The sequence below is a fragment of the Microbacterium sp. LBN7 genome, from assembly GCF_045690345.1.
Classification (GTDB): Bacteria; Actinomycetota; Actinomycetes; order Actinomycetales; family Microbacteriaceae; genus Microbacterium.
This window is the reverse complement of record NZ_CP147856.1, coordinates 1,022,349-1,047,088: the sequence shown is the minus strand read 5'-3', so window position 1 is coordinate 1,047,088 and position 24,740 is coordinate 1,022,349. Positions and strand designations below refer to the sequence as shown.

Sequence of the window (24,740 nt, the reverse complement as noted above, 5' to 3'; positions counted from 1 at the left end):
GACGTTACGCCCCCAAGCTGGGTGGGCTCACAGTCTCGATCGGTCCGTCGCCGGTGAATCGGATGCCGGTCAGCTCCTCGGAGACCTGCCAGACCCGCCGCGCCTCCTCCTCGCTGCGCAGACGGGAGTACAGCCGCTGCTCGGCGGGAGCGCCGCCGAGGTGACCGATCCCTCGCGGTCCGTAGAACGCGCGACGGCGGGCGTCGGGAGACGTCGCTGCGTAGAGGGCGGGGAGAGCCGCCGATTCCGGAGTGCCGAACACGATCCCGCGGGCGGATCCCCACCGGATCACCCGCACACCGACCGTGTCCTGTCCGCGTCCGAGCTCCGGCCGGGCGGCGAGCAGGCTGGTGGGGGCGACTCCGGGGTGGGAGAGGTTGCTCGTGATGCCCCAGCCCTGTGCTTCGCTGCGACGGTCGAGCTCGAGCGCGAACTGACCGAAGGCGATCTTCGACTGGCTGTACGCGGTCATGCCGTTGTACGAGCGCTCCCCGTTCAGATCGTCCCAGTGGATGGATCGCTCGTTCGCGGCGACGCTGACCTGCGACGTGACGCGGGCCTTGCCTGCACGCAGCAGCGGCAGCAGCTGCCCGACGAGCGCGAAGTGGCCGAGGTGATTCGTGCCGAACTGGAGCTCGAAGCCGTCGGCCGTGACCTGCCGGTCCGGTGGCGTCATCACGCCGGCGTTGTTGATGAGGAGATGGATGGGCTGTCCGTCCTCTCGCATGTTGTCGCCGAATGCGGCGATCGACGCGAGCGATGAAAGGTCCAGGGGCAGCAGTTCCACTTCGGCGGACGGAGCCTTCTCCCGGATCCCGGCGGCCGCCGCCTCGCCCTTGCGGAGATTGCGGACCGGTAGCACGACGTCTGCGCCGGCCTGGGCGAGACGGGTGGCGATCCGCAGTCCGATGCCGTCGCTCCCGCCGGTGACGACGGCGCGTCGACCGTGCAGCGGTGGGATGGTGATGTCGATGGTGCGTGGCATGAGCGTGCTCCTTCAGGTCTCCTCCACTCTCATCGGTGCCCGGCGCGCTATCCAGGACTCGTCGATCAGTGGATGCCGGAGCACCGGCGTGTCAGGATCGTGGCGACGAGAGGATGCCGTGCGCATGGGGATCGACAGGGCAGGGCTGGCGGAGTTCCTCCGGATGCGGCGCGACGTGCTCCAGCCGGAGGACGTCGGCCTGCCTCGCGGGCAGCGTCGGCGCACCGACGGACTCCGGCGCGAGGAGGTGGCTGCGCTCAGTCACATGTCGGCCGACTACTACGCGCGCCTCGAGCGCGGCAGCGGCCCGCTGCCGTCGGAGCAGATGATCGCGTCGATCGCCCAGGGACTTCATCTCTCGGCGGATGAACGCGACCACCTGTTCCGGTTGGCGGGCCACCGACCTCCCGCCCGCGGTGTGGAGAGCGACCACGTCTCACCGGGAATGCTGCGCATCCTGGACCGCCTCGAGGACACGCCGGCCGAGGTCGTCACGGAGCTGGGGGAGACGCTGCGTCAGACCGCGCTCGGCGTCGCGCTCACCGGCGACACCGCGCAGCTCACCGGCCCGCAGCGCAGCATCGGGTTCCGGTGGTTCACGGATCCGGGTTCGCGCGAGCTCTACGACCCCCGCGACCACGCGTTCCTCGCGCGGCTGTGGGTCTCCGGCCTGCGCGAGGTGATGGCCCGCAACGGCCCGGAGTCGCGCGCCGCCGAGCTCTGCCGCCTGCTGCGCGATGAGAGCGAGGAATTCCGGATGCTCTGGGAGCGGCAGGAGATCGGGCTGCGGCCGCAGGAGACCAAGCGGTTCATCCACCCGGAGCTCGGCGCCCTCGATCTGTCCTGTCAGAGCCTGATCGATCCGGGGTCCTCGCAGGCCTTGCTGGTCTATACCGCGGCCCCGGGGTCGGAGAGTCACGAGAAGCTGAAGCTGCTCTCGGTCCTGGGGCCGCGGTACGCGCACTGACCGGGTGTCGGCTGGAGGGTACGAGGACAGGATCTGTCCGCATCTGCTCGTAGGTTCATCGCATGACATCCAGATCGGAGAAGAAGATGACCGACACGAAGAACTCCGCCCCCGCCGGCTACACGACCGTGGCGCCATGGGTCGTCACGGACGACACCGGAGCACTGCTCGACTTCGTCGCCGCGGCGTTCGACGGCGAGGAGATCGCGCGCGTCGCCACGGAGGACGGCTTGATCGGCCACGCCGAGGTCCGGGTCGGGGACACGGTCGTCCTGGCCTTCGATCGCCGTCCCGAGTGGCCGGTGATGCCGAGCCTGCTGCGGGTGTGGGTACCGGATGCCGATGCGACCTTCGCTCAGGCGATCGCAGCGGGAGCCGTGGTCGTGACCGCACTCGACGACAATGCCTTCGGTCAGCGCGGGGGACGCATCAAAGACCCGTTCGGCAACATCTGGTGGGTGGTGAGCGACGTCGAAGACGTCCCGGAGGATCTGATCTGGGAGCGCCTGCGGGAGCCGGTCTACGCCGAGCAGATGCGCGTCGCCCAGGAGACGCTCGACGCAGAGCTCAGCGGTCGTGATCAGGGGCGGTCGAGCGCACCCACGCGCTGAGCGGCGTCGAGGCGGCTCAGCGCGTGGCACCGCTGTCAGCCGACGTGCTCCTCCGTCGGCTCGACCCACTGGACGAGCTGGTAGACGATGCCGTTCGGGTCCGTCATCTGGAAGTAGCGCTCGCCCCAGGGCTCGGTCTCGATCGGCGTGACGATGGTGACGCCCTCCTCGCGCAGGCGGGCGTAGTCGTCGTCGATGGCGTCGACCGTGAAGACGACGAGGAGGCCTGTCGCGTCCGCAGCCGCCGACGCGGGCTTGAACGTCGGCAGGCCCGTGCGGAGGTAGATCAGGTTGATCCCGGCATCCGGATGCTGCAGCGAGCAGAATCCGTCGGCCGCCATCGCGACGGAGAAGCCGAGGTGCTTCTGCACCCACTCGGCGGAGGCGTCGACGTCGGGCACGTTCAGCGAGATCGCTGTCGAGGTGAACTGCATGGATGCTCCTATCGGTAACACTGTACGACGTACAATGTACTGCGTATAACGCAGATGTGGCAAGATCATTCCCATGGATGCCGATCGCACGGGCGCAGGAGAGCCGAGCCGGACCCTCGCTCTGCTCTGGGGTGAGCCGTCGGCTCCGCGGAAGGGCCCGGCGCGCTCCGTCGCCGTGGGTCGGCTCGTCGAGGCGGCCCTCGCCATCGCCGATGAGCAGGGGCTCGCCGGAGTCACCGTGCGTGCCGTGGCCGAGCGCGTGGGCATCGCGCCGATGTCGGTGTACACCTATGTCCCGGGGAAGCCGGAGCTCCTCGACCTGATGGTCGACGCGCTCTACGCCGGCATGGCGCGGCCGGATCCAGGGGAGAGGCCGTGGCGCGAACGGGTGACCGAGATCGCGCAGGCGAACCGTGAGCTGCTGACCCGGCATCCGTGGCTCACCGAGGTCGCCGCGCTCAGCAGACCGCCGCTCGGTCCCGGGGTCATGGCGAAGTACGAGCACGAGCTCGCCGCCTTCGACGGCACCGGGCTCTCGGATGTCGACGTCGACGCCTCGCTCACCTACCTCCTCGGCTTCGTCCAGGCGCACTGTCGCTCGGCGCACGACGCCGCCCGAGCGGTCACCGACACCGCGATGAGCGATGAGCAGTGGTGGTCGGCGAACCAGCCGATCCTCGCCCGCGCCCTCGACCCTGCGGCCTTTCCGCGGGCGGTGCGCATCGGCGCCGCCGCCGGAGAGGCGCAGGGCGGCGCGTGGGGTGCGAGCCAGGCCTGGGCGTTCGGGCTCGCGCGTACGCTCGACGCTCTCGCCGCCCTGATCGAAGGTCGCGAGCCCCATGCCTAGTCGTCCGCTCGTCCGCGGCGCGGTCGTCGACGACATGACCCGATGCGTGCACTATCGGACCGCCGTCGACATCATCGCGATCCGCTTCGCCTGCTGCGGCGAGTACTACCCGTGCCACCTCTGTCATGCGGAGGCTGCCGGGCATCCCGCGCGCCAGTGGGGCTTCGACGAGCGCGAGACGAAGGCCGTGCTGTGCGGAGCCTGCGGTGCGGAGCTGACGATCACGGACTATCTGGCGGCATCCTCATGTCCGGAGTGCGATGCCGGGTTCAACGAGAGGTGCGCGCTGCATGCCCACCTCTACTTCGAGGCCGAGCCGGCGGTGCGACCCTCAGGTCGTCCGCAGGGCATCGGCGGCCGCGTCGAGCGCTGAGTCGTTGAGGGCGAAGTACGCCCACTTGCCGCGCTGCTCGCGCGTGACGAGCCCCGCCTCTGCGAGCAGCTTCATGTGGTGGGAGACAGTGCCCTGGGAGAGACCGACCGGCTCCGTGAGGTCGCAGATGCATGCTTCCCCGCCCTCGCCCGCGGCGATCAGTGACAGCAGTCGAACGCGTGTCGGGTCGCCGAGCGCCTTGAACACGCGGGCTGCCCTTTCCGCGTCCTCGACGGAGACGGCAGAGGTGACGCGGGGGACGCAGCAGGAGGTCGCTTCGATGGTCAGGGGCAGGCTCACCCCGCTAGTCTGTCACGTATTGACATTCTTCGATAGGTGGGGGATGGTCTTCGTATTGAAGTTTTTCGATTTGAGGAGACGCCATGGATGAACTGCCCGTCGTGATCATCGGAGCGGGGCCGCAGGGCCTCGCCGCCGCGGCGCATGCGACCGAACGCGGGCTGGACGCCGTCGTCCTCGAACGCGGGGATGCGGCCGCGGCCGCGGTCTCGGAATGGGGGCATGTGCGGCTGTTCTCCTCGTGGCCGGAACTCACCGATGCGGCCGGTCGGCGCCTGCTCGAGCCGTCGGGGTGGTCGGCTCCGCCGGCCGGGTACCCGACGGGTGCGGAGTGGGTCGAGGGATACCTCGCCCCACTGGCCGACGCGCTGGGTGAGCGGGTCCGCTACGGGGTCGCCGTCACCGGCGTCGCACGCTACGGGCGTGACAAGGTCGTCGACGGCGGACGTCGGAGTCAGTCGTTCGTGGTGCACACGCGAGATGCCGACGGCACCGAGAGCCGGCTCCTCGCACGTTCGGTGATCGACGCCAGCGGCACGTGGGGGCAGCCGAACCCGGCGGGTGCGGACGGCTACCCTGCGCTGGGCGAGCCGGCCTCGGCAGATCGCATCTCCTATCGGATCCCCGACGACGTCGCCGCCTTCGCGGGCGCGCACGTGGTCGTGGTCGGAGCCGGCCATTCCGCGACGCACGCGGTGCTGCGACTGAGTGAGCTCGCACGCCGCGCACCGGGTACGCGGGTGACCTGGCTGCTGCGACGGGGAACCGCGACGAACGTGTTCGGAGGCGGTGCCGGCGACGAGCTCCCCGAGCGGGCGGCTCTCGGAGCGCGCGCTCGCCGCGTGATCGAGTCCGGCGTGGTCGACGTCGTCACCGGGTTCCGTGTCGCCGAGTTCCGGGCACAGGACGGCGCTCTCCGCATCCGCTCGGACGACGGGCGAGAGGTCGCCGACGTCTCCCACGTGTTCGCGCTCACCGGATTCCGACCCGACTCCGACCTGCTCCGGGAGCTGCGCATCGATCTCGATCCCGCACTCGAGGCGGTCGCGGGCATCGCGACCGAGATCGATCCGAACATCCACTCGTGCGGTTCGGTGTCGGCGACGGGTGCGCGTCAGCTCGCACAGCCGGAGCAGGGTCTGTTCATCGTCGGCGCGAAGTCCTACGGGCGCGCGCCGACCTTCCTCGCCCTGACAGGCTTCGAGCAGGTGCGGAGCGTCGTCGCGCACCTCGCCGGAGATCACGAGTCCGCGGCCCGCAACGAGCTGGTGCTGCCGGACACCGGTGTCTGCGGCGGCGCGGGCGGTTTCGACGAGGGAGCGAGCGGATGCTGCGCCGCTCCTGCGCCCTCCGTGCTGCAGATCGGCTCGCGCCCTGCCGCGGTCGGCTGATCCGAGCAGCCTCCCCCGCATCGATGAATGTCAGACTGGAAACGTAGACAGGAGCCACCATGCCCGACGCCGCATCCACCCCCTCCGTCCTGTTCGTGTGCGTGCACAACGCCGGCCGCTCGCAGATGGCCGCGGGGTTTCTCCGCGACATCGCCGGCGACCGCATCGAGGTCCGCTCGGCCGGGTCCATGCCCGCCGACGCGATCAACCCGATCGCCGTGGAGGCGATGGCCGAACTCGGCATCGACATCACGGCGGAAGCGCCGAAGGTGCTCACGACCGAGGCCGTCCAGGCATCCGATGTCGTGATCACGATGGGGTGCGGCGACGCGTGCCCGTTCTTCCCGGGCAAGCGCTACGAGGACTGGAAGCTCGATGATCCTGCCGGCCAGGGCATCGACGCGGTGCGGCCGATCCGCGACGACATCCGCAGCCGCATCGAACAGTTGGTGGGCGAGCTGCTCGACTGACCGCGGCGCTCGTCCGTTCACGCACATAGATACCTATTTGCGCGCCCGAGAGTGAACGGCACCTCAACGTGTATTGACATCTTCGCGCGAACCGTTGGCGGCGCGGTCTCCGAGTTCGAGACTGTCTCCGGGCATGGACGTCACCATGCCCGTGAAACCAACGTCTCGGAGATCAAATGCCCTCGTATCGCAAGCGCGCAGTTGTGCTGACAACTGCGGCCGCATGCCTCCTGTCCCCGCTGGTGGCCGCACCCGCCCTGGCGGCCGCCGACGCGGCCGCCGTCAAGACCCTCGTGATCGGGATCGACGGTGCGTCGTTCGACTTCCTCGACGATGCGGACATGCCGAACCTCGACGCGCTGATGGCGCGCGGCATGGTCTCGTCCAGCAACCTGTACGGCACGCCGCTGGCCGGCACCATCTCCGGACCGGGGTGGTCGACCATCGCCACGGGTGTCTGGCCCGACAAGCACAACGTCGTCGACAACAACTTCACGGCACCTCGGTACGACCTCTACCCCGACTACCTGACGCGCATCGAAGCCGCACAGCCGGAGCGCTCCACGGCGGTCGTGGCGACGTGGTCTCCGATCGCGACCACGGTCTTCGGGCCGGCCGCGGACTCGCGCATCCAGGGCGGCAACGATGTCGGCACGACGGCCAAGGCGGTCGAGGCGATCGCGGGCGGCGCCGACGACGTGTTCGTGCACCTCGACGAGGTCGACGGCGCAGGGCACAGCACGGGCACGAACGGCACTGCCTACGGACAGGCACTCGCGAAGGCGGACGGCGAGATCGGCCAGATCTTCGCCGCGGTCGAGGCCCGACCCTCGGAGGAGGAGTGGACCATCGTCGTCACGGCGGATCACGGCCACACTCCGACCGGTGGTCACGGCGGAAGCAGCCCGGCTGAGCGCAAGGTGTTCGTGATCGCGGCGGGACCGGGCATCGAGCCCGGTGTGCGTCACGACGTCAAGATCACCGACGTCGCCCCCACCGTCCTCTCCGCCGTCGGCATCGCGGCTGACCCGGCCTGGGCACTCGACGGCACTGCCGTACCGGACCTCGCGCCCGATGCCTTCGACGCGCTGCGCCCAGCGCTGCAGACCCGCGCGGACGAGACCCGCCCCGGAGCGGATGTCCTCGGCTGGACGCATGCGACACCGGAAGGCTGGAGCATCGACAACTCCCTCATGCCCTCCGGCGGTGTGAGGGAATGGGCCGGCTGGTCCTTCTCCACCGATGACTTCTGGACCAACGTCGAGCTGGGGCAGCGTCGGGAGACGTCGGTGCGCGTCCGCGACGTCTTCGCCGTGGCCGACTCGGATGAGTGGGACGACAAGTCGCACGCGGCGGGCGCCTTCGACTCGACGCTCGTCAGCCCCGCCTACCCGCTGACCGGCGCTTCCACGGCGACTCTGGCGTACGCCACCAACTACTTCATCGACGGGCCGCAGTCGGCCGAGGTCCTCGTCAGCTTCGACGGCGGCGAGGCGCAGTCGCTCAAGGCGTACACGGCGAACACGAATGCCGAGGAGCGTCTGGTCTTCGACGTGCCTGCCGGCGCGCAGACCGCGCAGTTCCGATTCCACTACACCGGGACCAACAGCGCGTTCTGGGCGGTCGATCGCGTCGCCCTCGGCCAGGATGCTGCTCCGGTCGACACCACGAAGCCGGTGGCGACTCTCGTCGCGCCGACCACTGCCGGTCCGATGCCCGCGCTGACGCTGCGCGTCGACGCGACCGACGACATCGGTCTGAAGCGCATCGTCGCGAACATCTACAAGGACGGCACGCTCGTCAAGAGCACGCAGTCGGCGATCGACGGTGCGACGAGCGGTGTGCACGAGACGACCCAGACCCTGCCCGACGGTGCGTACACGGTGAAGTACAACGCGGAGGACCTCGCGGGCAACATCGCGCAGACCGGCGTCTTCGCGGTGACGATCGATGCCACCGCTCCGACCGCGACGGTCAAGGAGGGGGCATCGTTCACCGCGGGCTCCGCGGGGGTCTACGACCTCGTCAGCTTCAAGCTCTTCGACGCGGGCAAGGTCTCGCAGGTCTCGCTCAACGGGGTGGTGAAGGACCTCTCCGACAACACGTGGTCCGACATCAACCACGTGAAGCCCGGCGTCTTCGGTGCTGTCCAGGGGGAGAACACCCTGGTCGTCCAGGACGTCGCGGGCAACAGCGCGACGGTGACGTTCACCCTGAACTGACCGTCTCAACCGCGGGGCGTCGTGCGCTGCGCCCGCCGCCCCGCGGTTGTCGGCAGATCCACAGGGATGATCCAGGCCTCCTTGTACCCTGGAGATCCCAAGGGGAGTACTCCGATACGGTCGGGTCGTCATTACGGATGCACGTCGCATCCCGGGCCACCGGTTCCTGATCTCAGGAATGGAGAAGACTTTGGCGCTGCTTTGTCACGCCGAGTCTGGAGCCCCTGTTGGAAATCACGCCTCTGATCTGGATCATCACGATCGCGGTCACGATCGCCTTCTTCGTGTACGAGTTCTTCGCCCACGTGCGCAAGCCTCACGAGCCCTCGATCGCGGAATCCGCCCGCTGGTCGATCTTCTACATCAGCCTCGCTCTGCTCTTCGGCGTCGGGATCGGCGTCTTCTCCGGATGGACCTTCGGCGGGGAGTACTTCGCCGGGTATCTGACCGAGAAGGCGCTGTCGATCGACAACCTCTTCGTGTTCCTCATCGTGATGACCGGCTTCGCCGTGCCGAAGATCTACCAGCAGAAGGTGCTGATGATCGGCATCGTCATCGCGCTGATCCTGCGCGGCATCTTCATCGCCGTCGGCGCGACTCTCATCGAGAACTTCTCGTGGATCTTCTACCTGTTCGGCGCGCTGCTGCTGGTCCTCGCGTACCGACAGGCCTTCAGCAACCACGAGAGCAACCCGGCCAACGGCCGCTTCATGACGTTCGTCCGTCGGCACCTCCCGGTGACCGACGAGTACAACGAGGACAAGCTGACCGTCGTGAACAACGGCAAGCGCTTCGTCACCCCGATGCTGCTCACGATCATCGCGATCGGCTTCATCGACCTCGTGTTCGCGGTCGACTCGATCCCGGCGATCTACGGGCTCACCGACGAGGCCTACATCGTGTTCACGGCCAACGCGTTCGCGCTCATGGGTCTGCGGCAGCTGTACTTCCTCATCGGCGGCCTGCTCGAGCGCCTCGTCTACCTGGCCCAAGGGCTCGCGGTCATCCTCGCGTTCATCGGCGTGAAGCTCGTGCTGCACGCCCTCCACGTGAACGAGCTGCCCTTCATCAACGGCGGCGAGCCGATGCTCTGGGCTCCCGAGATCCCGATCTGGTTCTCGCTGCTGTTCATCGCCGCGACGATCACCGTCGCCACGGTCGCCAGCCTCCTCAAGACGCGGCGATCCCCGGGGGCCGCAGAGACGGTCGATGCCTCGGGGACTCTGAGCTCGCTGGAGAGCACCGACACCGCAGGGATCGCCGTTCCCTCGACATCCGCCATCGACAAGGAGAATTCGTGAGCGCGTCGCGCTGCTCCACCCCTTCCTCAGACCCTGACAGTATGAGCGCCCGGCTCCCACCGGGCGTGCTCGGTCCCCTCAGCGGGAGCTTCCGCTGATGGGTGATCTGCTCTGGAACATCGCGCTCGTCTTCGTGTTCGTCCTGGTCGGCGGTGTCTTCGCCGCGACCGAGATGGCGCTCGTCACCCTCCGTGAGAGCCAGATCACCGCGATCGGGCTCCGTGGACGCCGTGGTGCGAAGGTGGCGGCGCTCGCTCGCAATCCCAACACCTTCCTCTCGGCCGTGCAGATCGGCGTCACCGTGGCGGGCTTCGCATCGGCCGCATACGGAGCGACGTCGATCGCGCCGTCGCTCGCCCCGCTGTTCGAGATGTGGGGCGCCGCGCCCGCTCTCGCCCTCACGATCGCGACGGTCGTGCTGACCCTGTTGATCGCCTACCTCTCCCTCGTGCTGGGCGAGCTGGTCCCGAAGCGACTGGCGATCCAGCGGAATGCCCAGTTCGCCTATGCGGTGGCGCCGGCGCTGAACGGTTTCGCGACCGTGATGCGCCCGGTGATCTGGCTGCTCTCCGTGTCGACGAACGCCCTCGTGCGGCTGCTCGGCGGCGACCCGCACAAGACGGGGGAGGAGATGACCGACGACGAGGTGCGCGACATCGTCGCCTCGCATCAGGGACTGCCCGACGATGAGCGTCGGATCCTCGACGATGTACTCTCGTTGCGCGGGCGGCAGATCAGCGAGGTCATGCGCCCCCGTCCGGAGGTCGTCGCGCTCGACGAATCGGCGAGTGTGGCGGACGCCGTGGTCCAGGTGCGGGATCTGCCGTTCTCCCGCTATCCGGTCTCGGATCGCTCGATCGACGACATTATCGGCTTCGTGCACGTGCGTGATCTGTTCGAGGCGTCAGGCGCAGGCGTGACCGAGCCGCTGAGATCTCTCATGCGAGAGATCCCGTACATCCCGTCGACCGCGCGCGTCCTCCCGACGCTGACCCGGATGCGGGCCGACGGTCATCAGATCGCGGTGGTCGTCGACGAATACGGCGGCACCGACGGACTGGTCACGCTCGAGGATCTCGTGGAAGAGGTCGTGGGGGAGATCTTCGACGAGTACGACGCGGACGTCGTCGCGTCTCCTGACGCGGGCATCGACGGCAGGCTCAACCTGCAGGACTTCGAGGAGCTCACCGGCCTCTCGATCCCGCGCGGGTCGTCCGACACGATCGCCGGATTCGTCACGGAGCGTCTCGGGCGGCTCGCCGCAGTCGGCGACTGCATCGAGGTCGACGGAGCGACGCTGCGGGTGGTCGAGCTCGATCGCCGCCGCATCTCCCTCGTGCAGGTGACGGCTCACGCGGATGCCGAGGCGACGCCGGCGTGATCAGGGCTGTCGCGTCAACCGCGGATGCCCGACCCGAGTTCGCGCAGGCCGGCATCCAGGATGTCGACCAGCAGTCGCGCGTAGCGGCCGTCTGGGTCGAGGTCGGGGTCGAACACGGTGATGCTCGCGCCGATGGCCCGAGGTGCCAGTTCCCGCAGGAGATCGGTGAGCTGCGCCGCGGTCAGGCCGCCGGGATCCGGGCTGTCGACCGCCGGCATCACTGAGGCATCGAGCACGTCGACGTCGACCTGGAGCCAGTAACCGTCGGGACCGGCCGCCGCGGCGGAGTCGGCCGCCACGGCCGCCGCACCCCGTCTGATGACATCGGCGGCGGGGGTGACGAGTCCGAGGAGCGCGCGCACCTCTTCCTGTTCCTCGTCGTCATCGCGATGACCGATGTGTGCGGTGCGGGCAGCCGCGAAGTACGGGGAGAGGCCGTCGATGTCCGCGATGGCGGGCCAGTGGTACCCGATCGCGGCCGCCAGTGCCTCGCCGGCCACGCTCGCACTCTCGTCGCTGTTCCCCGGATGGCGGAAGTCGGTGTGCCCGTCGACGTGCACCAGCCCGGTGCGACCTCGTCGCGCCGAGGCCATGCCGGCGCCGAGCAGCAGGGCGCAGTCGCCGCCGATCACCAGCGGAGCACTCTCCGCGGCGAGCACGTCGGTGATGCGCGCGGCGAGGCGCCGGGAGTGCTCGACCAGCGCCGCTTCATTGCGGACATGCCCGGCGGCCCTGGTGTCGTCGTCATCGACATAGCGTGCGGAGAGCACGACACCTCCGTCGATCGCCCCGCGCTCGGCGAAGCGGGTGTGGAGTCCTGCCTCGCGCAGCGCCTCCGGAGCCTTCGCCGTGCCCGGCACGCTTCCGCGCTGAGGCGGCCGCAGACCGAGGTTGCTGGGGGCGGACAGCAGAGTGATCATGACCCCAGTCTGGCCGCGGCATCCGACATCGGCTCAGGTCGGGAAGCGCACGCCGGTCAGCTGCTCCGCAGCATCCCAGAGGGCGGGGCCGGTGGCAGGCGATCGGACCTCGTCCGAGGCGCGCACGCGGGTGGGTGCGCCGCGGAACTCGAGCGCCCCTCCCGGGCCCCAGTAGTCGCCGCTCTCTGCCTCGGTGGCCGTGGCCGCATGGATCAGCGGCGCGGCGCCGTCGTCCTTGCCCTGCACGAACGGTCGGCTCAGGGTGGCCAGAGCGCGCACGACCGCGGGCACCTCGACGAGTCCGGGCCGCGGGGCGGTGAGCGGATCGACCGCGTACCCCGGATGTGCGCAGAGGGCGGATCGCCCGGTATCGGACCAGCGTCGGTCCAGCTCGAAGGCGAACGCCATGAGCGCCGCCTTGGAACGCCCGTACTGACGCAGCGAAGAGCCGCGCCAGGGATCCGAGAGACGGCCGGGCTCGAGCCGGGCGAAGCGATGCGCGATCGAGCCGACCGCCACCACGCGGGCATCGTCGGCGAAGAACGGGGCGAGCTGGGCGAGCAGAGCGAAATGCCCGAGGAAGTTGGTGCCGATCATCAGGTCGAAGCCGTCGTGCGTCCGGGCATCCTTGCGGGCGGTCTTCACACCGGCGTTGCAGATGACCGCATCGAGTCGTTCATCGACGTCGGCTGCCGCGCTGCGGATGCTGTCGAGTGAGCCGAGATCGACGGAGACGATGCGCAGCTGCGCGTCGGAGACGCGGGCTGTGATCGCCGCGACCGCGGTCTGCGCTCGCTCGGGCGATCGGCATCCCAGAAGCACGCGCGCACCGCGAGCGGCGAGACGCTCGGCGCACCAGTACCCGATTCCCGCGTTGGCTCCGGTGACGAGGATCGTGCGACCGTCGAGGTCGTGCCGCAGCGGCAGGCGAGCATCCATCTCCCCAACCTAGATGCTCAGTGCGCGTGGTGATCGTGGTGATCGTGGTCGTGGTCATCGTGCTCGTCGTCGAAGATCATCCCGACGGAGGTCGCGCATGCGTCGCCCCTCCATGCCTCCACGCCCTCGCGCACCGCGAAGGCCGCGATGACCAGCCCGGCCACGGCATCCGCCCACCACCAGCCGAACAGCGAGTTCGCGACGAGGCCGACGAGCACGGCGGCCGACAGGTAGGTGCAGATCAGCGTCTGCTTCGAGTCGGCGACGGCAGTGGCGGATCCCGCCTCGCGACCCGCTCGCCGCTCGGCGAACGACAGGAAGGGCATGACCACCACGCTGACGGCGGTCAGGACGATCCCGATCGTGCTGTGCTCCGGTCGTTCCGCCGTGACGAGGGCGAGCACGGAGGTCGCGGTGACGTAGACGGCGAGCGCGAAGAAGGCGATCGCGATCACGCGCAGGGTCGGCTTCTCCCAGCGTTCCGGGTCGCGTCGCGTGAACTGCCAGGCGACGGCCGCTGCAGAGAGGACCTCGATGGTCGAATCGAGGCCGAACCCGACGAGCGCCGCCGATGAGGCGATCGACCCGGCGGCGATCGCCACGACCGCCTCGATGAGGTTGTACGCGATCGTGATCGCGACGATGAGTCGGATGCGTCGATGGAGGGTCGCGCGGCGGTCCGCGGTGAGCGTCGACATCAGCAGCTGCATCCTTCGCCGTCGCAGCAGTCCGGCTCGACGATCAGGGTGACGCGCACGAGTTCGTCGAGGGCCGGCGCGAGGTGCGGGTCCGTGAGGCGATAGCTGCTCCGGCGGCCGTCGGGGACGCTCTCGATCAGTCCGCATCCGCGAAGGCAGGCCAGGTGGTTGGACATCACCTGCCGGGAGACGCCGAGATCATCGGCCAGTTCGGCGGGGTAGCGGTCGGTCGCCCGCAGGGCGAGCAGGATGCCGGCACGCGTCGGATCGGACAATGCGTGGCCGAGACGGGCCACCGCCGCGGTATGGGTGAGAGATGCCGTCGCCGTGGTCATGATGACAACCGTACAGCAGAACCTGAATTCAGGAATGCCTGAATTGAGATCAGTAGTCGACGGTGCCCTGCGCGAGCACCTCGGGATCTTCGTCCCGCGGGCCGGTATCGATGATCGACACCGCATGCTGCCCCGAGGTCATCGGCAGCTCGATCTCTCCTGTCCAGACGCCGTCGGAATCGAGGGTCACGACCGCTCCGCTGCGCTGATCATCGATGACGACCAGGACAGTCGTTCCGGCGACCCCGCCGATGGTCACGGTGGCGATCGGAGGGCATCCGATGAGATCGGCGGGAGTCACGGCGACATCGACCCACCACCAGCGCGATCGGCTGAGGGAGGTCGTCGGTGGGGGATCGTGCTCGCTCGACGCGGTCACGGGCGCCGTCACGGGGGCGGTCGTGGGTGACGCCGGAGGTTCTTCGACGGGCGCCGGAGCGGCGTCGGGTGCCGGCACCGGAACGGGAGTCGGCACCGGTGCCGGAGTGCTCGTAGCGTCGGCGATCGGAGCGGCGATCTCGCGGATGCCCACGGTCGAGGACGTGGCGGGATTCGGCTGTGCGAGGTCCGGAGACGGAGCGAGAGGCGGTGCGGATGCCGCCTCGTCCGGCAGCGCGACCGACGGCAGATCCACCGCGGTCGCGTCCGGTTCGGTCGGGGTGCGCAGGAACAGACTGCCGCTCACCGAGAGGGCCACGGCCACGGCGGCGGCGACGGGCCACAGCACGGGCGCCGTCGGCGCTGCGGCCGCAACGATCGCCGCTGCGGCCTGCCCCGCCCCGAAATACGCGGGGACGATGACGAGTCCGGCGCCGCCGACGAGGAGCGGGCCGAGCGTGATGGCGCGCGCGAGGTGTCTCGCCTCACCGGCCGCCGCGCGGCAGTCGGCGCACGATTCCAGGTGCCCCGCGACGAACTTCTGCGGGCGCGGACCCAGATCGCCCTGCACGTAGGCGCCGAGCAGCTCGATCACGCGCACATGGTCGGAACCGGCAGGTGCACGGCGGAGGTGCGCGCCGATCCACGCCTTCCGGAGCCCGTCCCTGGCGCGGTACGTCAGAGCGGCCACGGCGTTCGCCCTCATGCCGAGCACATCGGCGATCTCGCGAGGGGGGAGCTGTTCGACCTCGCTGAGCCAGAGCGCATGCTGCCAACGATCCGGAAGCGCGCAGAAGGCCTCGGCGAGGGCCGTGGAGTTCATCATCGCCTCGACGTCGATCGTGCCGACGCCCGAGGGGGGCTCCTCGACCGCGTCGAGCGGAACCGTCGACGGCGCGCGCCGAGCGGCCGTCAGCCAGGTGTTGCGCACCGTGGTGAGCAGATAGGGACGGAACCTCTCCTCCGGCCCTCGGCCGGTGCGCACCAGCTGCAGGATGCTCAGGAACGCATCCGAGACGACGTCCTCGGGGTCGGGCGGCGCGGCGCCGAGGCTGCGGGCATAGGCCACGGCGGTCGGAGCGTGTCGGCGCCAGAGCTCGGAGAACGCGCGACGGTCGCCGTCGCGGCTGCGCCGGAGGAGGTCGGCGTCGGTCTCGTCGGCGGTGCCTGCGCCAGAGCTTTCCATGGGACCTCGTGTTCCGTCGCACGACGTCCGGGTGTCGCGTCGGGGGATTGAGAGATTACCGCAGACCGGGTGGCCGACATGCGAGGGTTACGACGACAGTGGAGCACCGCACCACGAGAAAGAGGGTGGGATCCCGGGGAAGGGATCCCACCCTCTGGCCGCTCTGTGTGAGGGGTGGGCGGCCGATGACGGAGCGAGCCAATATCCCCAAAGGCCCGGACCTCCGTCATAGGCAAGACCCCGTGGCGGACGAATCATGACGCGAGTCCGCCGAATCGGTCGGAGGCGCCGTTCGGATCAGCGGATGGCGTAGACCGCACCGCCGACGATCACGGCGACCGCCGTCGTCCAGCCGATGATCGCGAGCGCCTGCCAGAACAGCACGCGCGCCTTGCCGACGCCGGCCGCGGCGAGCATCGTGGCGGTGAAGTGGGTCGGCAGCAGCAGCGGTCCGAGAAGGCTGACCCCGGGGACGCCGTAGCGCTCGAACGCGCGCTGGAACTTCTCCCGGCGGGCGGCCTTGCGATCGGCGTGCGGCGCCTCGGACGCGGGTGCAGCTGCCGCTCCTCCTCCTGCGAGGGCCGGTTCCGTCACACGAGAGCGGTTCACGATCGCGCTGCGGGCACCCGAGCTCGCCAGCACCAGCACGGCGACGCACACGAAGTTGCCGACGATGGCTGCGACGGCGGCGATCACCGGGTGGATGCCGCCGATGATCCCGATGCTCGCGGCACCCTCGCCCTCGATGAAGGGGATCGCGCCGGCGAGGGCGACGATGAGCGGCTGCACGAGCTCGGGGACCTGGGCGACCCAGTTCTGGAAGATCTCGATGAGGTTCATGGGGTGTGCTCCCGGTTGTCGGTGCGAACGGCGTGTCCGTCGCGATGGATCCAGTCCACCGCTCCGGGGTCGCGCACGACAGTGCCGGGCCGTCACCGCTTCTCGGGTGTATCGCACGTCGTATCCGTGACATCTGTCACGCCCGTATCGTGAGAGCGTGAGCAGCCGCATCGAGCCCCTCGCCCCCGCCGTTCCGACCCCGGGGGCGGTCTCGCTGACGCGCGGCGTCACGGTCACCTGGTGGTACACGCTGACCGCCGTGCTGTTCATCGAGGTCATGCTGATCGGCGCCTGGGCGGGCATCGTGGCGGCGATGGACCTCCGCGTCACTGTCGTCCTCGTCATCGCCGTCGGAGGCCTGCTGTGGTGCGCGTCGACGCTGCTGCTGCTGTTCGACTACCGGCACCGCATCGATGCCGGACCGGGAGTGCCCTGGCGGCGCCTGGCCGTCCCGCTGGTCGTCGCCGTGGCCTTCGGGGCGGTCGCCGGAGCGCTCACCGGCAGCTGGCAGCTCGCCGTCATGCCGCTCGCGCAGTCGCTGGTGCTGCTCAACTGGCCGCGTGGCGTCCGCTTCCGTGTGGTCGTGGCGGCGACGCTGCTCCTGGTGGCGCTCGCCCTCGTCGACTCGGCGACCGACGCGCTCGGTGTCGGGATCCCCACCTGGCTCCCGGGTGCCTACACCGCGCTGCTGCCGGGGATGACGGTCAGCTCGCTGTGGTTCTGGGACGTCATGGTGACTCTGGACCGCGCCCGTGCATCGGAGGCGCGCCTCGCGGCGACGCAGGAGCGGCTGCGCGTGGCGACCGATGTGCACGACCTGCAGGGGCATCACCTCCAGGTCATCGCGCTGCAGCTGGAGCTCGCGGAGCGGCTGCTGCCGCGCGATCCGGATGCCGGCATGGAACAGCTCCGCGCCGCGCGGGTCAGCGTCGACGAGGCGCGCCAGGGCACGAGGGACCTCGCGACCCGGTACCGGTCCGTCCCGCTGAGCGATGAGCTCGCCAACGCCCGAGACCTCCTGCGCGCCGCCGGCCTCGAGGTCGAGGCGGTGATCGATCCGGATGCCGCCGCCGCACCGGCATCCGCTCTCGGGCCGGTGATCCGGGAGACGACGACGAACGTGCTGCGGCACGGCGGTGGACGCCGTGCGCGTCTCGCCCTGACCCGGACGGTGGATGCCTGGCGGTACGAGATCGCCAACGACGCGGTGCAGGGCGCCCGGTTCGGTGACGACGGCTCCGGCCTGGACGGTGTCCGTCGTCGGATCGACGACGTGCACGGCACGCTCGAGATCCACGCCGACGCGGAGGAGTTCGTGGTCGTGGTGACCGTGCCGTCGAACGTGGAGGAGGCTCGATGATCCGCGTGCTGCTCGCCGACGACGAGGGGATGATCCGGTCGGCGCTCGCGGCGCTGCTGCGCCTGGAGGAGGACATCGAGGTCGTCGCCGAGTGCGAGGACGGCGAGCAGGCGGTCGCCGAGGCGCTGCGCCTGCAGCCCGACGTCTGCCTGCTCGACCTCGAGATGCCGGGCCTCGACGGCGTGCAGGTCGCCGAGCGTCTGAATCGGGCGATCGCGACGCGCTGCGTCGTCGTCACCCGTCACGCGCGGCCCGGCGTGCTGCGTCGCGCGCTGGCATCCGGCGTCGCGGGGTTCCTGCCCAAGTCCCGCGGTGCCGACGAGGTCGCGGCCGTCATCCGGCGGGTGGCAGCGGGCGCGCGCTACGTCGACCCGGAGATCGCGGCGGATGCGCTGAGCGACGAGCGCTCGCCGCTGACCGATCGCGAGCTGGACGTGCTGCGTGCCGGACGGCGGGGGGAGACGACCGGACAGATCGCCCGTGCCCTCGCGCTCGCGCCGGGCACGGTCCGCAACCACATCTCGGTGATCCTCGGAAAGCTGCACGTCGGCACCCGACAGCAGGCCGTGCTGATCGCCGAGGAGCGCGGCTGGATCTGACTGGAGCCGCGTCTTGGAGGTCGCTAGGCTGTCGGCCATGGGAACAATATGCTTCGCGCCCGTGATGGGGCGCACCCTCGTGTTCCGCGACCGCCGCGCCTGACGGCGCGCTCGCTCGCACGCATCTGCGCGCCGTCCATCGAGATGTCATCGCACCTCGGGACGGGCAGTCCTCACTGACGCGTCTCCGCGTCCTTCCCTCCTTCGAGGTGCTCCGATTCTTCCTCTGGAGCGCACTCATGCCTCGTTCGATCCACGGCGGCCGACACGAACTCGGCCAGAACTTCCTCACCCATCGCCCCACCCTCGGACGCATCACGATGATCGTCCGGCGAACGTCCGGGTCGATCCTCGAACTCGGCGCCGGCGACGGCGCTCTCACCCGCTCGCTGGCGGAGCTCGGACGACCGCTCACGGCGATCGACATCGACGAGCATCGGGTCCGCAGACTGAGCGGGCGCCTGCCGAGCGTGCGGGTCGAGCACGCCGACGCGACGCGCCATCCGCTCGACGCCGATGTCGTGGTCGGCAACATCCCCTTCCACCTGACGACCCCGATCCTGCGGCGGATGCTGTCGACGGGCCGGTGGCGCGACGCGGTTCTGCTGACGCAGTGGGAGGTCGCCCGCAAGCGGGCGGGCGTCGGGGGAGGCACCCTGATGACCGCCCAGTCGGCACCGTGGTTCGAGTTCTCACTCGAAGGGCGTGTCCCGGCGTGGGGCTTCTCGCCGCAGCCCAGCGTCGACGGTGGTCTGCTGTCGATCACGCGACGCGGCTCACCGCTCGTGCCGACCGCCGAGCGTCGCGCGTACGAGGGGTTCGTCCGGTCGATGTTCACGGCGCGCGGGGCGACCCTCGACGCGGTCGTGGCCTCGGCGGCTCGCGTGTCGAGGGCCCAGGCGCGGCAGGCGCTGACGGCCGCCGGCGCATCGGACCGGCGTCTCCCGCGCGATCTCGGACCGGAGCAGTGGTCGGGGCTCTGGCGGTGGTTCGCGCGGTCGGCGTGAGGAAAGGGGGTGCGTCCGAGGCGCACCCCCTTTCCGATCACCGGGTCTCGAGCACGGCTCGCAGCCGTGCGGCGAACTCCGCGGGGTGGTCGACGAAGCCCGTGTGATCGCCCGGGAACCTCGTCGGCTCGACGTCGAGCTGCGCGCCGAGCGCCGTCGTGGTGCGCTCGCACAGCTGGCCGACCGACTCCTCGCCGATGCCGAGCACGAAGCTCACGTCTGCGCGCCGCAGCGCGTCGAGATCGGGCTGCCAGCCGACGCTGCCGAGGTACTCGCGCTCGAACCAGAACCGCTCGTCGGCGAGGCTCTGCGGATCGGCATCCCCGCCGAACCACTGCACGAGCACCTCCTCCGGCATGACGATGTTCGCCTGCGCGAAGAACATCCGCCACGCGCCCAGGCGATCCCCGCCGAGAGCGAGCGCGATGAGGTCCTCAGCGGTCTGCAGCTGGGCCTCGTGATCGGGCAGCAGGCGCAGCAGGGGCGGTTCATGGGCGATCACGACTTCGACGAGGTCCGGTCGGTCCTGCGCGAGGGCGAGCACGGTGACGGCACCTCCGCTCGATCCGAGGACCGTCGCGGGTCCGCGACCGACATGCTCGATCAGGGCGGCGAGATCCGCCGCCCGCACGGCAGGACTCGACTCGCGTGTCGGGTCGGCCACCGTGCTGCGCTTGATCCCGCGGGGATCGGCGGTGAGCACCGTGTGATCGGCGGCCAGCTCGTCCGCGAAAGGGGCGAACGCGTCGGCATCCATCGGGGAGCCGATCAGCGCGATGAGCGGACCCTCCCCGCGCACCTCGTAGTGGAGGCGTGCGTCGGGGCGGTCGAGGGTCGAGGTGGTGTTCATGGGTGTCTCCTTCTCTCGGTCACTGCTTCTGGGGTACGGCGGTGGTCAGGGGCGTCGACGATGACGTCGAGCGGATGCCGCGGCAGCGGCGGATCACGGACGGCGCGGTGATCGCCAGGAGGACCGCGAGCCCGGCGGGCAGCAGCATCGCGACGGGCAGAGAGGCCGCGGCGGCGAGGAATCCGATCAGGGCGGGGCCGAGGAGCCCGCCGCCGTAGCTGATCATCGTGACGACGGAGAGCTTCCGGGGGGTCTCGCCGCGCTCAGCCAGGGTGCCGATCACGATCGGCCAGATCAGGGCGGTCCCGGCCCCCGCGAGCGCCCAGCCGGAGACGGCGACGATCACGGCGACGGGCCTGTCCGGCACCAGACCCGCGGTGAGCACGGCGGCATAGCCGATCGCGGCGAGCCCGCTCGTGAGGCGGACCGTGCGCAGCGGCCCGAGCCGGCGGCGGAGCGCGTCGCCGCCGAAGCGCATCACGGTCATCGCCGCGAAGAAGACGCCGTAGACCAGGGAACCGGTCGCCGGATCCGCGCCGAGGATGCGGGTCGTGTGCACACCCGCCCAGTCGGTCGCGGCACCTTCGGCGAGAAAGGCGGCCGCCCCCACCATGCCCAGGGCGACGAGATGGCCCGGCCGGAGCGGTGCAGCGCCGGCATCTCCTGCATCGCCGTCGACGGAAGGGACGAGCGCGGACGCCGGAGCAGCACCGGACGCCGTCGGCAGCCCGCGCAGCCGCATCCCCACCAGAGCGGATGCCGTCACCAGGAGCCCCGCGCCTCCGGAGATCGCGAGGCGACTGTCGAGGCCCGCGTGCAGAGCGGCGGCGAGCAGCAGCCCGCCGCCCGCGGCGCCGAGCGTCCAGAAGCCGTGCATGCGGGCGATCACCGGCCGCCCCATCGCCGTCTCCACCGCCATCGCCTGGGTGCTGAGCGCGATGTTCGTCGCACCGCAGCCGAGTCCGAACATCCCGGCCGCCAGGAGCAGCACGGGAAGGGACGGCGCGATGCCCGCCAGCATGAGGGCACCGCCGGCGCATGGCAGTGCCGCGGCCAGCATCCGCCCGGCCGAACCGGAGAAGCGGCCCGCGGCCCGCATCGCCAGCAGCGCGAAGCCCGCGACGACGAGCAGCATGACGCCGATGGCCGCCGGTCCGAGGTCGAGGCGCGCGTCGAGCGCGGGGAGACCTGCGCCCCAGACCGCTGTCATCAGACCGGTCAGCCCGTGGCAGAGGGTGATGAGTCGGCGGCGGGAGCGGAGGATGTCCATGGCTCCAGGGTGCGCCGGCACCGGCCGCCATCTCCAACACCCTTTTGCGCGCGATTGACGCGTTCCTGTTGTGAATCCGGTATAACGAGACCATGGCCGATGAGCTCGAGCTGCGTCTGCTGCGCCACTTCGTCACGGTGGCGGAGGAGCTGCACTTCCGTCGTGCCGCCGAACGGCTGTTCATCGCCCAGCAGGCCTTGAGCCGCGACATCCGGCGGCTGGAGGATCGGGTCGGCACCCCGCTGCTCATCCGCTCCACCCGCAGCGTCGAACTGACGGATGCCGGGCGACGGTTGCTGCCGCGTGCCAAGGAGATGCTGGCGCTGCACGACCTCGCGCTGCGCGAGCTCCGTGACGATGAACCCCTCGTGGTCGACGTCGTGGACGCGGAATTGACTCCAGCTCTGGTGCTGGAAGCCGTGCGGAGCCGAGCATCGGGCAGCGAGTTCATCGCCCGGTTCGATCAGCGCGGGGACGGGGGCCGAGGCTCGTCGGCGGACGTCTTCTTCGATCGCGTGCGGCGTCCGTCGCCCGAGGTGTCGTCTCAGCTGGTCCGCTTCGAACCGCTCGCGGTGCTCGTGCCGGAGGGGCATCCGCTGGCGGATCGGGACGCCGTCGCCTTCGAGGATCTGCGCGGCACGCGCGTCTGCTCGCGTGCCGGCGGGCACGTGACAGAGGGGTGGATCGACGCGACCGCGCAGCTGCTGGCACCGTTCGGCATAGACCCGGCGATCGGCCACCCCGTGGTGGCGGGAGGGGAGGAGCTCGCGCAGCATCTGCGGCTGCGCAGCGCTCCCGTGCTCGCTCTCGCCTCCCAGCATCCGGTCGAGGGGGCCGTCCTCCTTCCGGTGGTCGACCCGATCCCGCTCTTCCCCTGGGCGATGTCGTGGCGGAGTGATCTCGACCACCCGGGGCTCGACGAGCTGCGCGAGGCCGCTCGTCGGCTCACGGAGACCCGGGGGTGGCTCGATGTTCCGGCGGGCGCGTGGCTGCCCTCGCCCGAGAGCCGATCCGCGGGGTGAGCCACACGTCGGGAGTGCGACGTCAGGTCCGTGGCGCGGAGTAGCCTCGGCTCATGGTCGCTTTCGGAACGCTCGACACCCCGGTGGGCGTGATCGGCGTCGTCACCGACGGCACCGCGATCACTCGCCTCGGCTGGCGCGCCCCCGCTCCCGAAGGAAGCGATTCCCGGCCGGATCCGCTGCTGAGCGAAGCGCTCGCCCAGCTGCGCGCCTACTTCGCAGGCGAGTTGACGACGTTCGATCTGCCGATCGATCTCGGCGCGCAGACGGCGAGCACGCACGCCGTGCTCACGGCGCTGCACGAGACCGTCGGCTACGGCACGCCGGTGACGTACGGTCAGCTCGCCGCGCGCAGCGGCTCCGACGTGCCCGCGCGGGGGATCGGCTCGATCATGGGAGCGAACCCGATCCCGATCATCGTGCCGTGCCATCGGGTCGTCGCCGGCGACGGCCTCGGCGGATACTCGGGCGGCAACCCGGGCGAGGGACTCGCCACGAAGCGATGGCTGCTGGAACTCGAGGGCGCGCTGCCCGCCTCCTTGTTCTGATCCGGTCCTCGTCATCCCGTCATCTCGGCCCACCGCGGCCTGAGAGAATGGAGGCGCCGAGTCCCGATCCCGAGGAGCCAACGTGCAGTTCATCTCCACCCGCGGCGGCATGCAGCCGCAGTCGTTCAGCGAGACGCTGCTGGAGGGCCTCGCGCCCGACGGGGGACTCGCCGTTCCCGAGGTGATCCCGACGGTCGACGGCGAGACGCTCGAGCGCTGGCGCGCGCTCACGTATCCGCAGCTCGCGACCGAGGTGCTGGGACTGTTCGCCACCGACATCCCGCGTGCCGACCTCGCCCGGATGACGGCCGACGCGTACGCGGACTTCCCGGCCGGCGTCGTCCCGCTGCGCGCGATCGACGGCGACCTCACGCTGGTCGGACTCTCCGAGGGGCCGACGCTGGCGTTCAAGGACATGGCGATGCAGTTCCTCGGCCAGGTGCTCGAGTACACGCTGGAGCGCCAGGACGCCGTGCTCAACATCCTCGGCGCCACCTCCGGCGACACCGGCTCGGCTGCCGAGCACGCCCTGCGCGGCAAGGAGCGCGTCGCGGTGTTCATGCTCTCGCCGCAGGGGCGGATGAGCGCGTTCCAGCGCGCGCAGATGTTCTCGCTCGACGACGCGAACGTGCACAACATCGCGGTCGAGGGCGTCTTCGACGACTGCCAGAATCTCGTCAAGCACCTCGCGGGCGACCTCGTGTTCAAGCGCGCTCAGCACCTCGGCGCGGTGAACTCCATCAACCTCGGGCGGATCGCCGCGCAGGTCGTGTACTACTTCTGGGCCTGGCTGCGGGCGACGGATGCCGGGGGCTGGACCGAGCTCTCGTTCACGGTTCCGTCCGGCAACTTCGGGAACATCCTCTCCGGGTTCTACGCCAAGCAGATGGGGCTCCCTGTCCGTCGGCTCGTCCTGGCCGCGAACGAGAACAACGTGCTCGACGAGTTCTTCCGGACCGGTATCTATCGTCCGCGCAGCGCGGAGCAGACGCTGGCCACCTCCAGCCCGTCGATGGACATCTCGAAGGCGTCGAACCTCGAGCGGTTCATCTTCGAGCTCGTCGGTCGTGATGCCTCACGGGTCGTCGGCGCCTGGCGCGACCTCGAGGAGCAGGGCTTCTTCGACTTCTCCGCCGAGCTGTCCCGTTTCGCCTCGGAGTTCGGCATCGTGAGCGGCACATCGACCCACGACGACCGGCTCGCGACGATCCGCTCCGTCTACGAGACCACGGGCGAGATCATCGATCCGCACACGGCCGACGGCGTCCGCATCGCCCGGGAGTACCTCGAGCCCGGTGTGCCGATGCTCGTGCTGGAGACCGCGAAGCCCGAGAAGTTCGCGGAGACGATCCACGAGGCCATCGGCGTCGAGCTCGCCTACGCTCCCGAGCTGCGCGAGATGCTCGATGCTCCGCAGCACGTGACCGAGATGGCGGACGACGAGCACGTGCTCCGCGCCTTCATCGCGGAGAACGCGCTGCACTGAGTCGGCGTGCGCGGACGCCT

At 70.0% G+C, this 24,740-nt stretch carries 26 protein-coding genes; 15 read left to right on the top strand and 11 right to left on the bottom strand.

Features of this window, described 5'->3' with window-relative positions:
• Positions 1-4: 4 nt before the first annotated feature.
• Positions 5-985: an SDR family oxidoreductase gene (locus LBN7_RS05040; RefSeq protein ID WP_407361139.1), complete on the bottom strand. Its 981-nt coding sequence runs from the start codon at positions 983-985 to the stop codon at positions 5-7.
• Positions 986-1,109: 124 nt separating this feature from the next.
• Here LBN7_RS05040 and LBN7_RS05035 point away from each other — a divergent pair, with 124 nt between their 5' ends.
• Positions 1,110-1,952: a helix-turn-helix transcriptional regulator gene (locus LBN7_RS05035; RefSeq protein ID WP_407361699.1), complete on the top strand. Its 843-nt coding sequence runs from the start codon at positions 1,110-1,112 to the stop codon at positions 1,950-1,952.
• A 62-nt stretch (positions 1,953-2,014) separates the two neighbouring features.
• A complete protein-coding gene (locus tag LBN7_RS05030) occupies positions 2,015-2,563 on the top strand; it encodes a VOC family protein (RefSeq protein WP_407361138.1) in 549 nt (182 codons plus the stop codon).
• A 35-nt stretch (positions 2,564-2,598) separates the two neighbouring features.
• On the opposite strand, the gene LBN7_RS05025 is transcribed toward LBN7_RS05030, so the two are convergent.
• Entirely contained in the window at positions 2,599-2,997 is a 399-nt protein-coding gene (locus LBN7_RS05025; RefSeq protein WP_341946289.1) for a VOC family protein, read from the bottom strand.
• Positions 2,998-3,070: 73 nt separating this feature from the next.
• Here LBN7_RS05025 and LBN7_RS05020 point away from each other — a divergent pair, with 73 nt between their 5' ends.
• Together LBN7_RS05020 and LBN7_RS05015 are read left to right on the top strand one after the other, a co-directional pair.
• The gene (locus tag LBN7_RS05020; RefSeq protein ID WP_407361137.1) at positions 3,071-3,844 is read left to right on the top strand and encodes a TetR/AcrR family transcriptional regulator; all 774 of its coding nucleotides are present in this window, start codon (positions 3,071-3,073) and stop codon (positions 3,842-3,844) included.
• Positions 3,837-4,217, top strand: coding sequence for a CHY zinc finger protein (locus tag LBN7_RS05015; RefSeq protein WP_407361136.1), 381 nt, complete (start codon positions 3,837-3,839; stop codon positions 4,215-4,217). Before LBN7_RS05020 ends, LBN7_RS05015 begins: the two co-directional genes overlap by 8 nt.
• Here LBN7_RS05015 and LBN7_RS05010 read toward each other — a convergent pair.
• Positions 4,176-4,517, bottom strand: a complete 342-nt coding sequence (locus LBN7_RS05010) for a helix-turn-helix transcriptional regulator (protein WP_116634388.1) — start codon at positions 4,515-4,517, stop codon at positions 4,176-4,178. The two genes, LBN7_RS05015 and LBN7_RS05010, sit on opposite strands and share 42 nt — an antisense overlap.
• A gap of 83 nt (positions 4,518-4,600) precedes the next feature.
• Between LBN7_RS05010 and LBN7_RS05005 the strand changes: the two genes are divergently transcribed.
• The 5 genes from LBN7_RS05005 (at position 4,601) to LBN7_RS04985 (ending at position 11,282) form a co-directional block, all read left to right on the top strand.
• A complete protein-coding gene (locus LBN7_RS05005; protein WP_407361135.1) occupies positions 4,601-5,908 on the top strand; it encodes an NAD(P)-binding domain-containing protein in 1,308 nt (435 codons plus the stop codon).
• 59 nt (positions 5,909-5,967) lie between these two features.
• Complete coding sequence (locus tag LBN7_RS05000; protein WP_407361134.1) at positions 5,968-6,378, top strand: arsenate reductase ArsC; 411 nt, start codon at positions 5,968-5,970, stop codon at positions 6,376-6,378.
• Between the two features lie 242 nt (positions 6,379-6,620).
• The gene (locus LBN7_RS04995) at positions 6,621-8,600 is read left to right on the top strand and encodes an alkaline phosphatase family protein (RefSeq protein ID WP_407361133.1); all 1,980 of its coding nucleotides are present in this window, start codon (positions 6,621-6,623) and stop codon (positions 8,598-8,600) included.
• A gap of 227 nt (positions 8,601-8,827) precedes the next feature.
• Positions 8,828-9,901, top strand: a complete 1,074-nt coding sequence (locus LBN7_RS04990) for a TerC family protein (RefSeq protein WP_407361132.1) — start codon at positions 8,828-8,830, stop codon at positions 9,899-9,901.
• A gap of 97 nt (positions 9,902-9,998) precedes the next feature.
• The gene (locus LBN7_RS04985) at positions 9,999-11,282 is read left to right on the top strand and encodes a hemolysin family protein (RefSeq protein ID WP_407361131.1); all 1,284 of its coding nucleotides are present in this window, start codon (positions 9,999-10,001) and stop codon (positions 11,280-11,282) included.
• A gap of 14 nt (positions 11,283-11,296) precedes the next feature.
• Here LBN7_RS04985 and LBN7_RS04980 read toward each other — a convergent pair whose 3' ends face one another.
• The 6 genes from LBN7_RS04980 to LBN7_RS04955 form a co-directional block, all read right to left on the bottom strand.
• A complete protein-coding gene (locus LBN7_RS04980; RefSeq protein WP_407361130.1) occupies positions 11,297-12,202 on the bottom strand; it encodes an arginase family protein in 906 nt (301 codons plus the stop codon).
• Between the two features lie 33 nt (positions 12,203-12,235).
• Positions 12,236-13,141, bottom strand: a complete 906-nt coding sequence (locus LBN7_RS04975; protein ID WP_407361129.1) for an SDR family NAD(P)-dependent oxidoreductase — start codon at positions 13,139-13,141, stop codon at positions 12,236-12,238.
• A 17-nt stretch (positions 13,142-13,158) separates the two neighbouring features.
• On the bottom strand, positions 13,159-13,839 hold the full coding sequence (locus LBN7_RS04970) for a cation transporter (RefSeq protein ID WP_116634393.1): 681 nt from the start codon (positions 13,837-13,839) through the stop codon (positions 13,159-13,161).
• Positions 13,839-14,174: a helix-turn-helix transcriptional regulator gene (locus LBN7_RS04965; protein WP_116634394.1), complete on the bottom strand. Its 336-nt coding sequence runs from the start codon at positions 14,172-14,174 to the stop codon at positions 13,839-13,841. The genes LBN7_RS04970 and LBN7_RS04965 overlap by 1 nt, the downstream gene beginning before the upstream one ends.
• A gap of 49 nt (positions 14,175-14,223) precedes the next feature.
• Positions 14,224-15,738 carry a sigma-70 family RNA polymerase sigma factor gene (locus LBN7_RS04960; protein ID WP_407361128.1) on the bottom strand — a complete coding sequence of 505 codons (1,515 nt, stop codon included), beginning with the start codon at positions 15,736-15,738 and terminating at the stop codon, positions 14,224-14,226.
• A gap of 297 nt (positions 15,739-16,035) precedes the next feature.
• Complete coding sequence (locus LBN7_RS04955) at positions 16,036-16,578, bottom strand: small multidrug efflux protein (protein ID WP_407361127.1); 543 nt, start codon at positions 16,576-16,578, stop codon at positions 16,036-16,038.
• A 157-nt stretch (positions 16,579-16,735) separates the two neighbouring features.
• Between LBN7_RS04955 and LBN7_RS04950 the strand changes: the two genes are divergently transcribed.
• The 3 genes from LBN7_RS04950 (at position 16,736) to erm (ending at position 19,544) form a co-directional block, all read left to right on the top strand.
• Positions 16,736-17,938, top strand: a complete 1,203-nt coding sequence (locus LBN7_RS04950; RefSeq protein WP_407361126.1) for a sensor histidine kinase — start codon at positions 16,736-16,738, stop codon at positions 17,936-17,938.
• On the top strand, positions 17,935-18,537 hold the full coding sequence (locus tag LBN7_RS04945; protein ID WP_116634397.1) for a response regulator transcription factor: 603 nt from the start codon (positions 17,935-17,937) through the stop codon (positions 18,535-18,537). The genes LBN7_RS04950 and LBN7_RS04945 overlap by 4 nt, the downstream gene beginning before the upstream one ends.
• 239 nt (positions 18,538-18,776) lie before the next feature.
• Positions 18,777-19,544: a 23S ribosomal RNA methyltransferase Erm gene (gene erm / locus LBN7_RS04940; protein WP_407361125.1), complete on the top strand. Its 768-nt coding sequence runs from the start codon at positions 18,777-18,779 to the stop codon at positions 19,542-19,544.
• Between the two features lie 37 nt (positions 19,545-19,581).
• On the opposite strand, the gene LBN7_RS04935 is transcribed toward erm, so the two are convergent.
• Together LBN7_RS04935 and LBN7_RS04930 are read right to left on the bottom strand one after the other, a co-directional pair.
• A complete protein-coding gene (locus tag LBN7_RS04935) occupies positions 19,582-20,394 on the bottom strand; it encodes an alpha/beta fold hydrolase (protein ID WP_407361124.1) in 813 nt (270 codons plus the stop codon).
• A 19-nt stretch (positions 20,395-20,413) separates the two neighbouring features.
• Positions 20,414-21,664, bottom strand: a complete 1,251-nt coding sequence (locus LBN7_RS04930; protein ID WP_407361123.1) for a hypothetical protein — start codon at positions 21,662-21,664, stop codon at positions 20,414-20,416.
• 92 nt (positions 21,665-21,756) lie between these two features.
• On the opposite strand from LBN7_RS04930, the gene LBN7_RS04925 reads away from it, so the two are divergent.
• From LBN7_RS04925 to thrC, 3 genes are all read left to right on the top strand, one after another.
• Positions 21,757-22,686, top strand: a complete 930-nt coding sequence (locus tag LBN7_RS04925) for a LysR family transcriptional regulator (protein WP_407361122.1) — start codon at positions 21,757-21,759, stop codon at positions 22,684-22,686.
• A gap of 53 nt (positions 22,687-22,739) precedes the next feature.
• Entirely contained in the window at positions 22,740-23,234 is a 495-nt protein-coding gene (locus LBN7_RS04920; RefSeq protein WP_407361121.1) for a methylated-DNA--[protein]-cysteine S-methyltransferase, read from the top strand.
• 82 nt (positions 23,235-23,316) lie between these two features.
• Positions 23,317-24,720 carry a threonine synthase gene (thrC, locus tag LBN7_RS04915; RefSeq protein WP_341946272.1) on the top strand — a complete coding sequence of 468 codons (1,404 nt, stop codon included), beginning with the start codon at positions 23,317-23,319 and terminating at the stop codon, positions 24,718-24,720.
• Positions 24,721-24,740 lie beyond the last annotated feature (20 nt).

Bases quoted from the DNA above. Each gene is read 5' to 3' on its own strand.
- LBN7_RS04920 (WP_407361121.1), top strand. From the start codon at position 22,740: ATGGTCGCTTTCGGAACGCTCGACACCCCGGTGGGCGTGATCGGCGTC.
- erm (WP_407361125.1), top strand. From the start codon at position 18,777: ATGCCTCGTTCGATCCACGGCGGCCGACACGAACTCGGCCAGAACTTC.
- LBN7_RS05025 (WP_341946289.1), bottom strand. From the start codon at position 2,997: ATGCAGTTCACCTCGACAGCGATCTCGCTGAACGTGCCCGACGTCGAC.
- LBN7_RS04925 (WP_407361122.1), top strand. From the start codon at position 21,757: ATGGCCGATGAGCTCGAGCTGCGTCTGCTGCGCCACTTCGTCACGGTG.
- LBN7_RS05035 (WP_407361699.1), top strand. From the start codon at position 1,110: ATGGGGATCGACAGGGCAGGGCTGGCGGAGTTCCTCCGGATGCGGCGC.
- LBN7_RS04975 (WP_407361129.1), bottom strand. From the start codon at position 13,141: ATGGATGCTCGCCTGCCGCTGCGGCACGACCTCGACGGTCGCACGATC.
- LBN7_RS04935 (WP_407361124.1), bottom strand. From the start codon at position 20,394: ATGAACACCACCTCGACCCTCGACCGCCCCGACGCACGCCTCCACTAC.
- LBN7_RS05040 (WP_407361139.1), bottom strand. From the start codon at position 985: ATGCCACGCACCATCGACATCACCATCCCACCGCTGCACGGTCGACGC.
- LBN7_RS04985 (WP_407361131.1), top strand. From the start codon at position 9,999: ATGGGTGATCTGCTCTGGAACATCGCGCTCGTCTTCGTGTTCGTCCTG.
- LBN7_RS04945 (WP_116634397.1), top strand. From the start codon at position 17,935: ATGATCCGCGTGCTGCTCGCCGACGACGAGGGGATGATCCGGTCGGCG.
- LBN7_RS04930 (WP_407361123.1), bottom strand. From the start codon at position 21,664: ATGGACATCCTCCGCTCCCGCCGCCGACTCATCACCCTCTGCCACGGG.
- LBN7_RS04970 (WP_116634393.1), bottom strand. From the start codon at position 13,839: ATGTCGACGCTCACCGCGGACCGCCGCGCGACCCTCCATCGACGCATC.
- LBN7_RS04980 (WP_407361130.1), bottom strand. From the start codon at position 12,202: ATGATCACTCTGCTGTCCGCCCCCAGCAACCTCGGTCTGCGGCCGCCT.
- LBN7_RS04965 (WP_116634394.1), bottom strand. From the start codon at position 14,174: ATGACCACGGCGACGGCATCTCTCACCCATACCGCGGCGGTGGCCCGT.
- LBN7_RS05030 (WP_407361138.1), top strand. From the start codon at position 2,015: ATGACATCCAGATCGGAGAAGAAGATGACCGACACGAAGAACTCCGCC.
- LBN7_RS04955 (WP_407361127.1), bottom strand. From the start codon at position 16,578: ATGAACCTCATCGAGATCTTCCAGAACTGGGTCGCCCAGGTCCCCGAG.
- LBN7_RS05000 (WP_407361134.1), top strand. From the start codon at position 5,968: ATGCCCGACGCCGCATCCACCCCCTCCGTCCTGTTCGTGTGCGTGCAC.
- LBN7_RS05005 (WP_407361135.1), top strand. From the start codon at position 4,601: ATGGATGAACTGCCCGTCGTGATCATCGGAGCGGGGCCGCAGGGCCTC.
- LBN7_RS04960 (WP_407361128.1), bottom strand. From the start codon at position 15,738: ATGGAAAGCTCTGGCGCAGGCACCGCCGACGAGACCGACGCCGACCTC.
- LBN7_RS05015 (WP_407361136.1), top strand. From the start codon at position 3,837: ATGCCTAGTCGTCCGCTCGTCCGCGGCGCGGTCGTCGACGACATGACC.
- LBN7_RS05020 (WP_407361137.1), top strand. From the start codon at position 3,071: ATGGATGCCGATCGCACGGGCGCAGGAGAGCCGAGCCGGACCCTCGCT.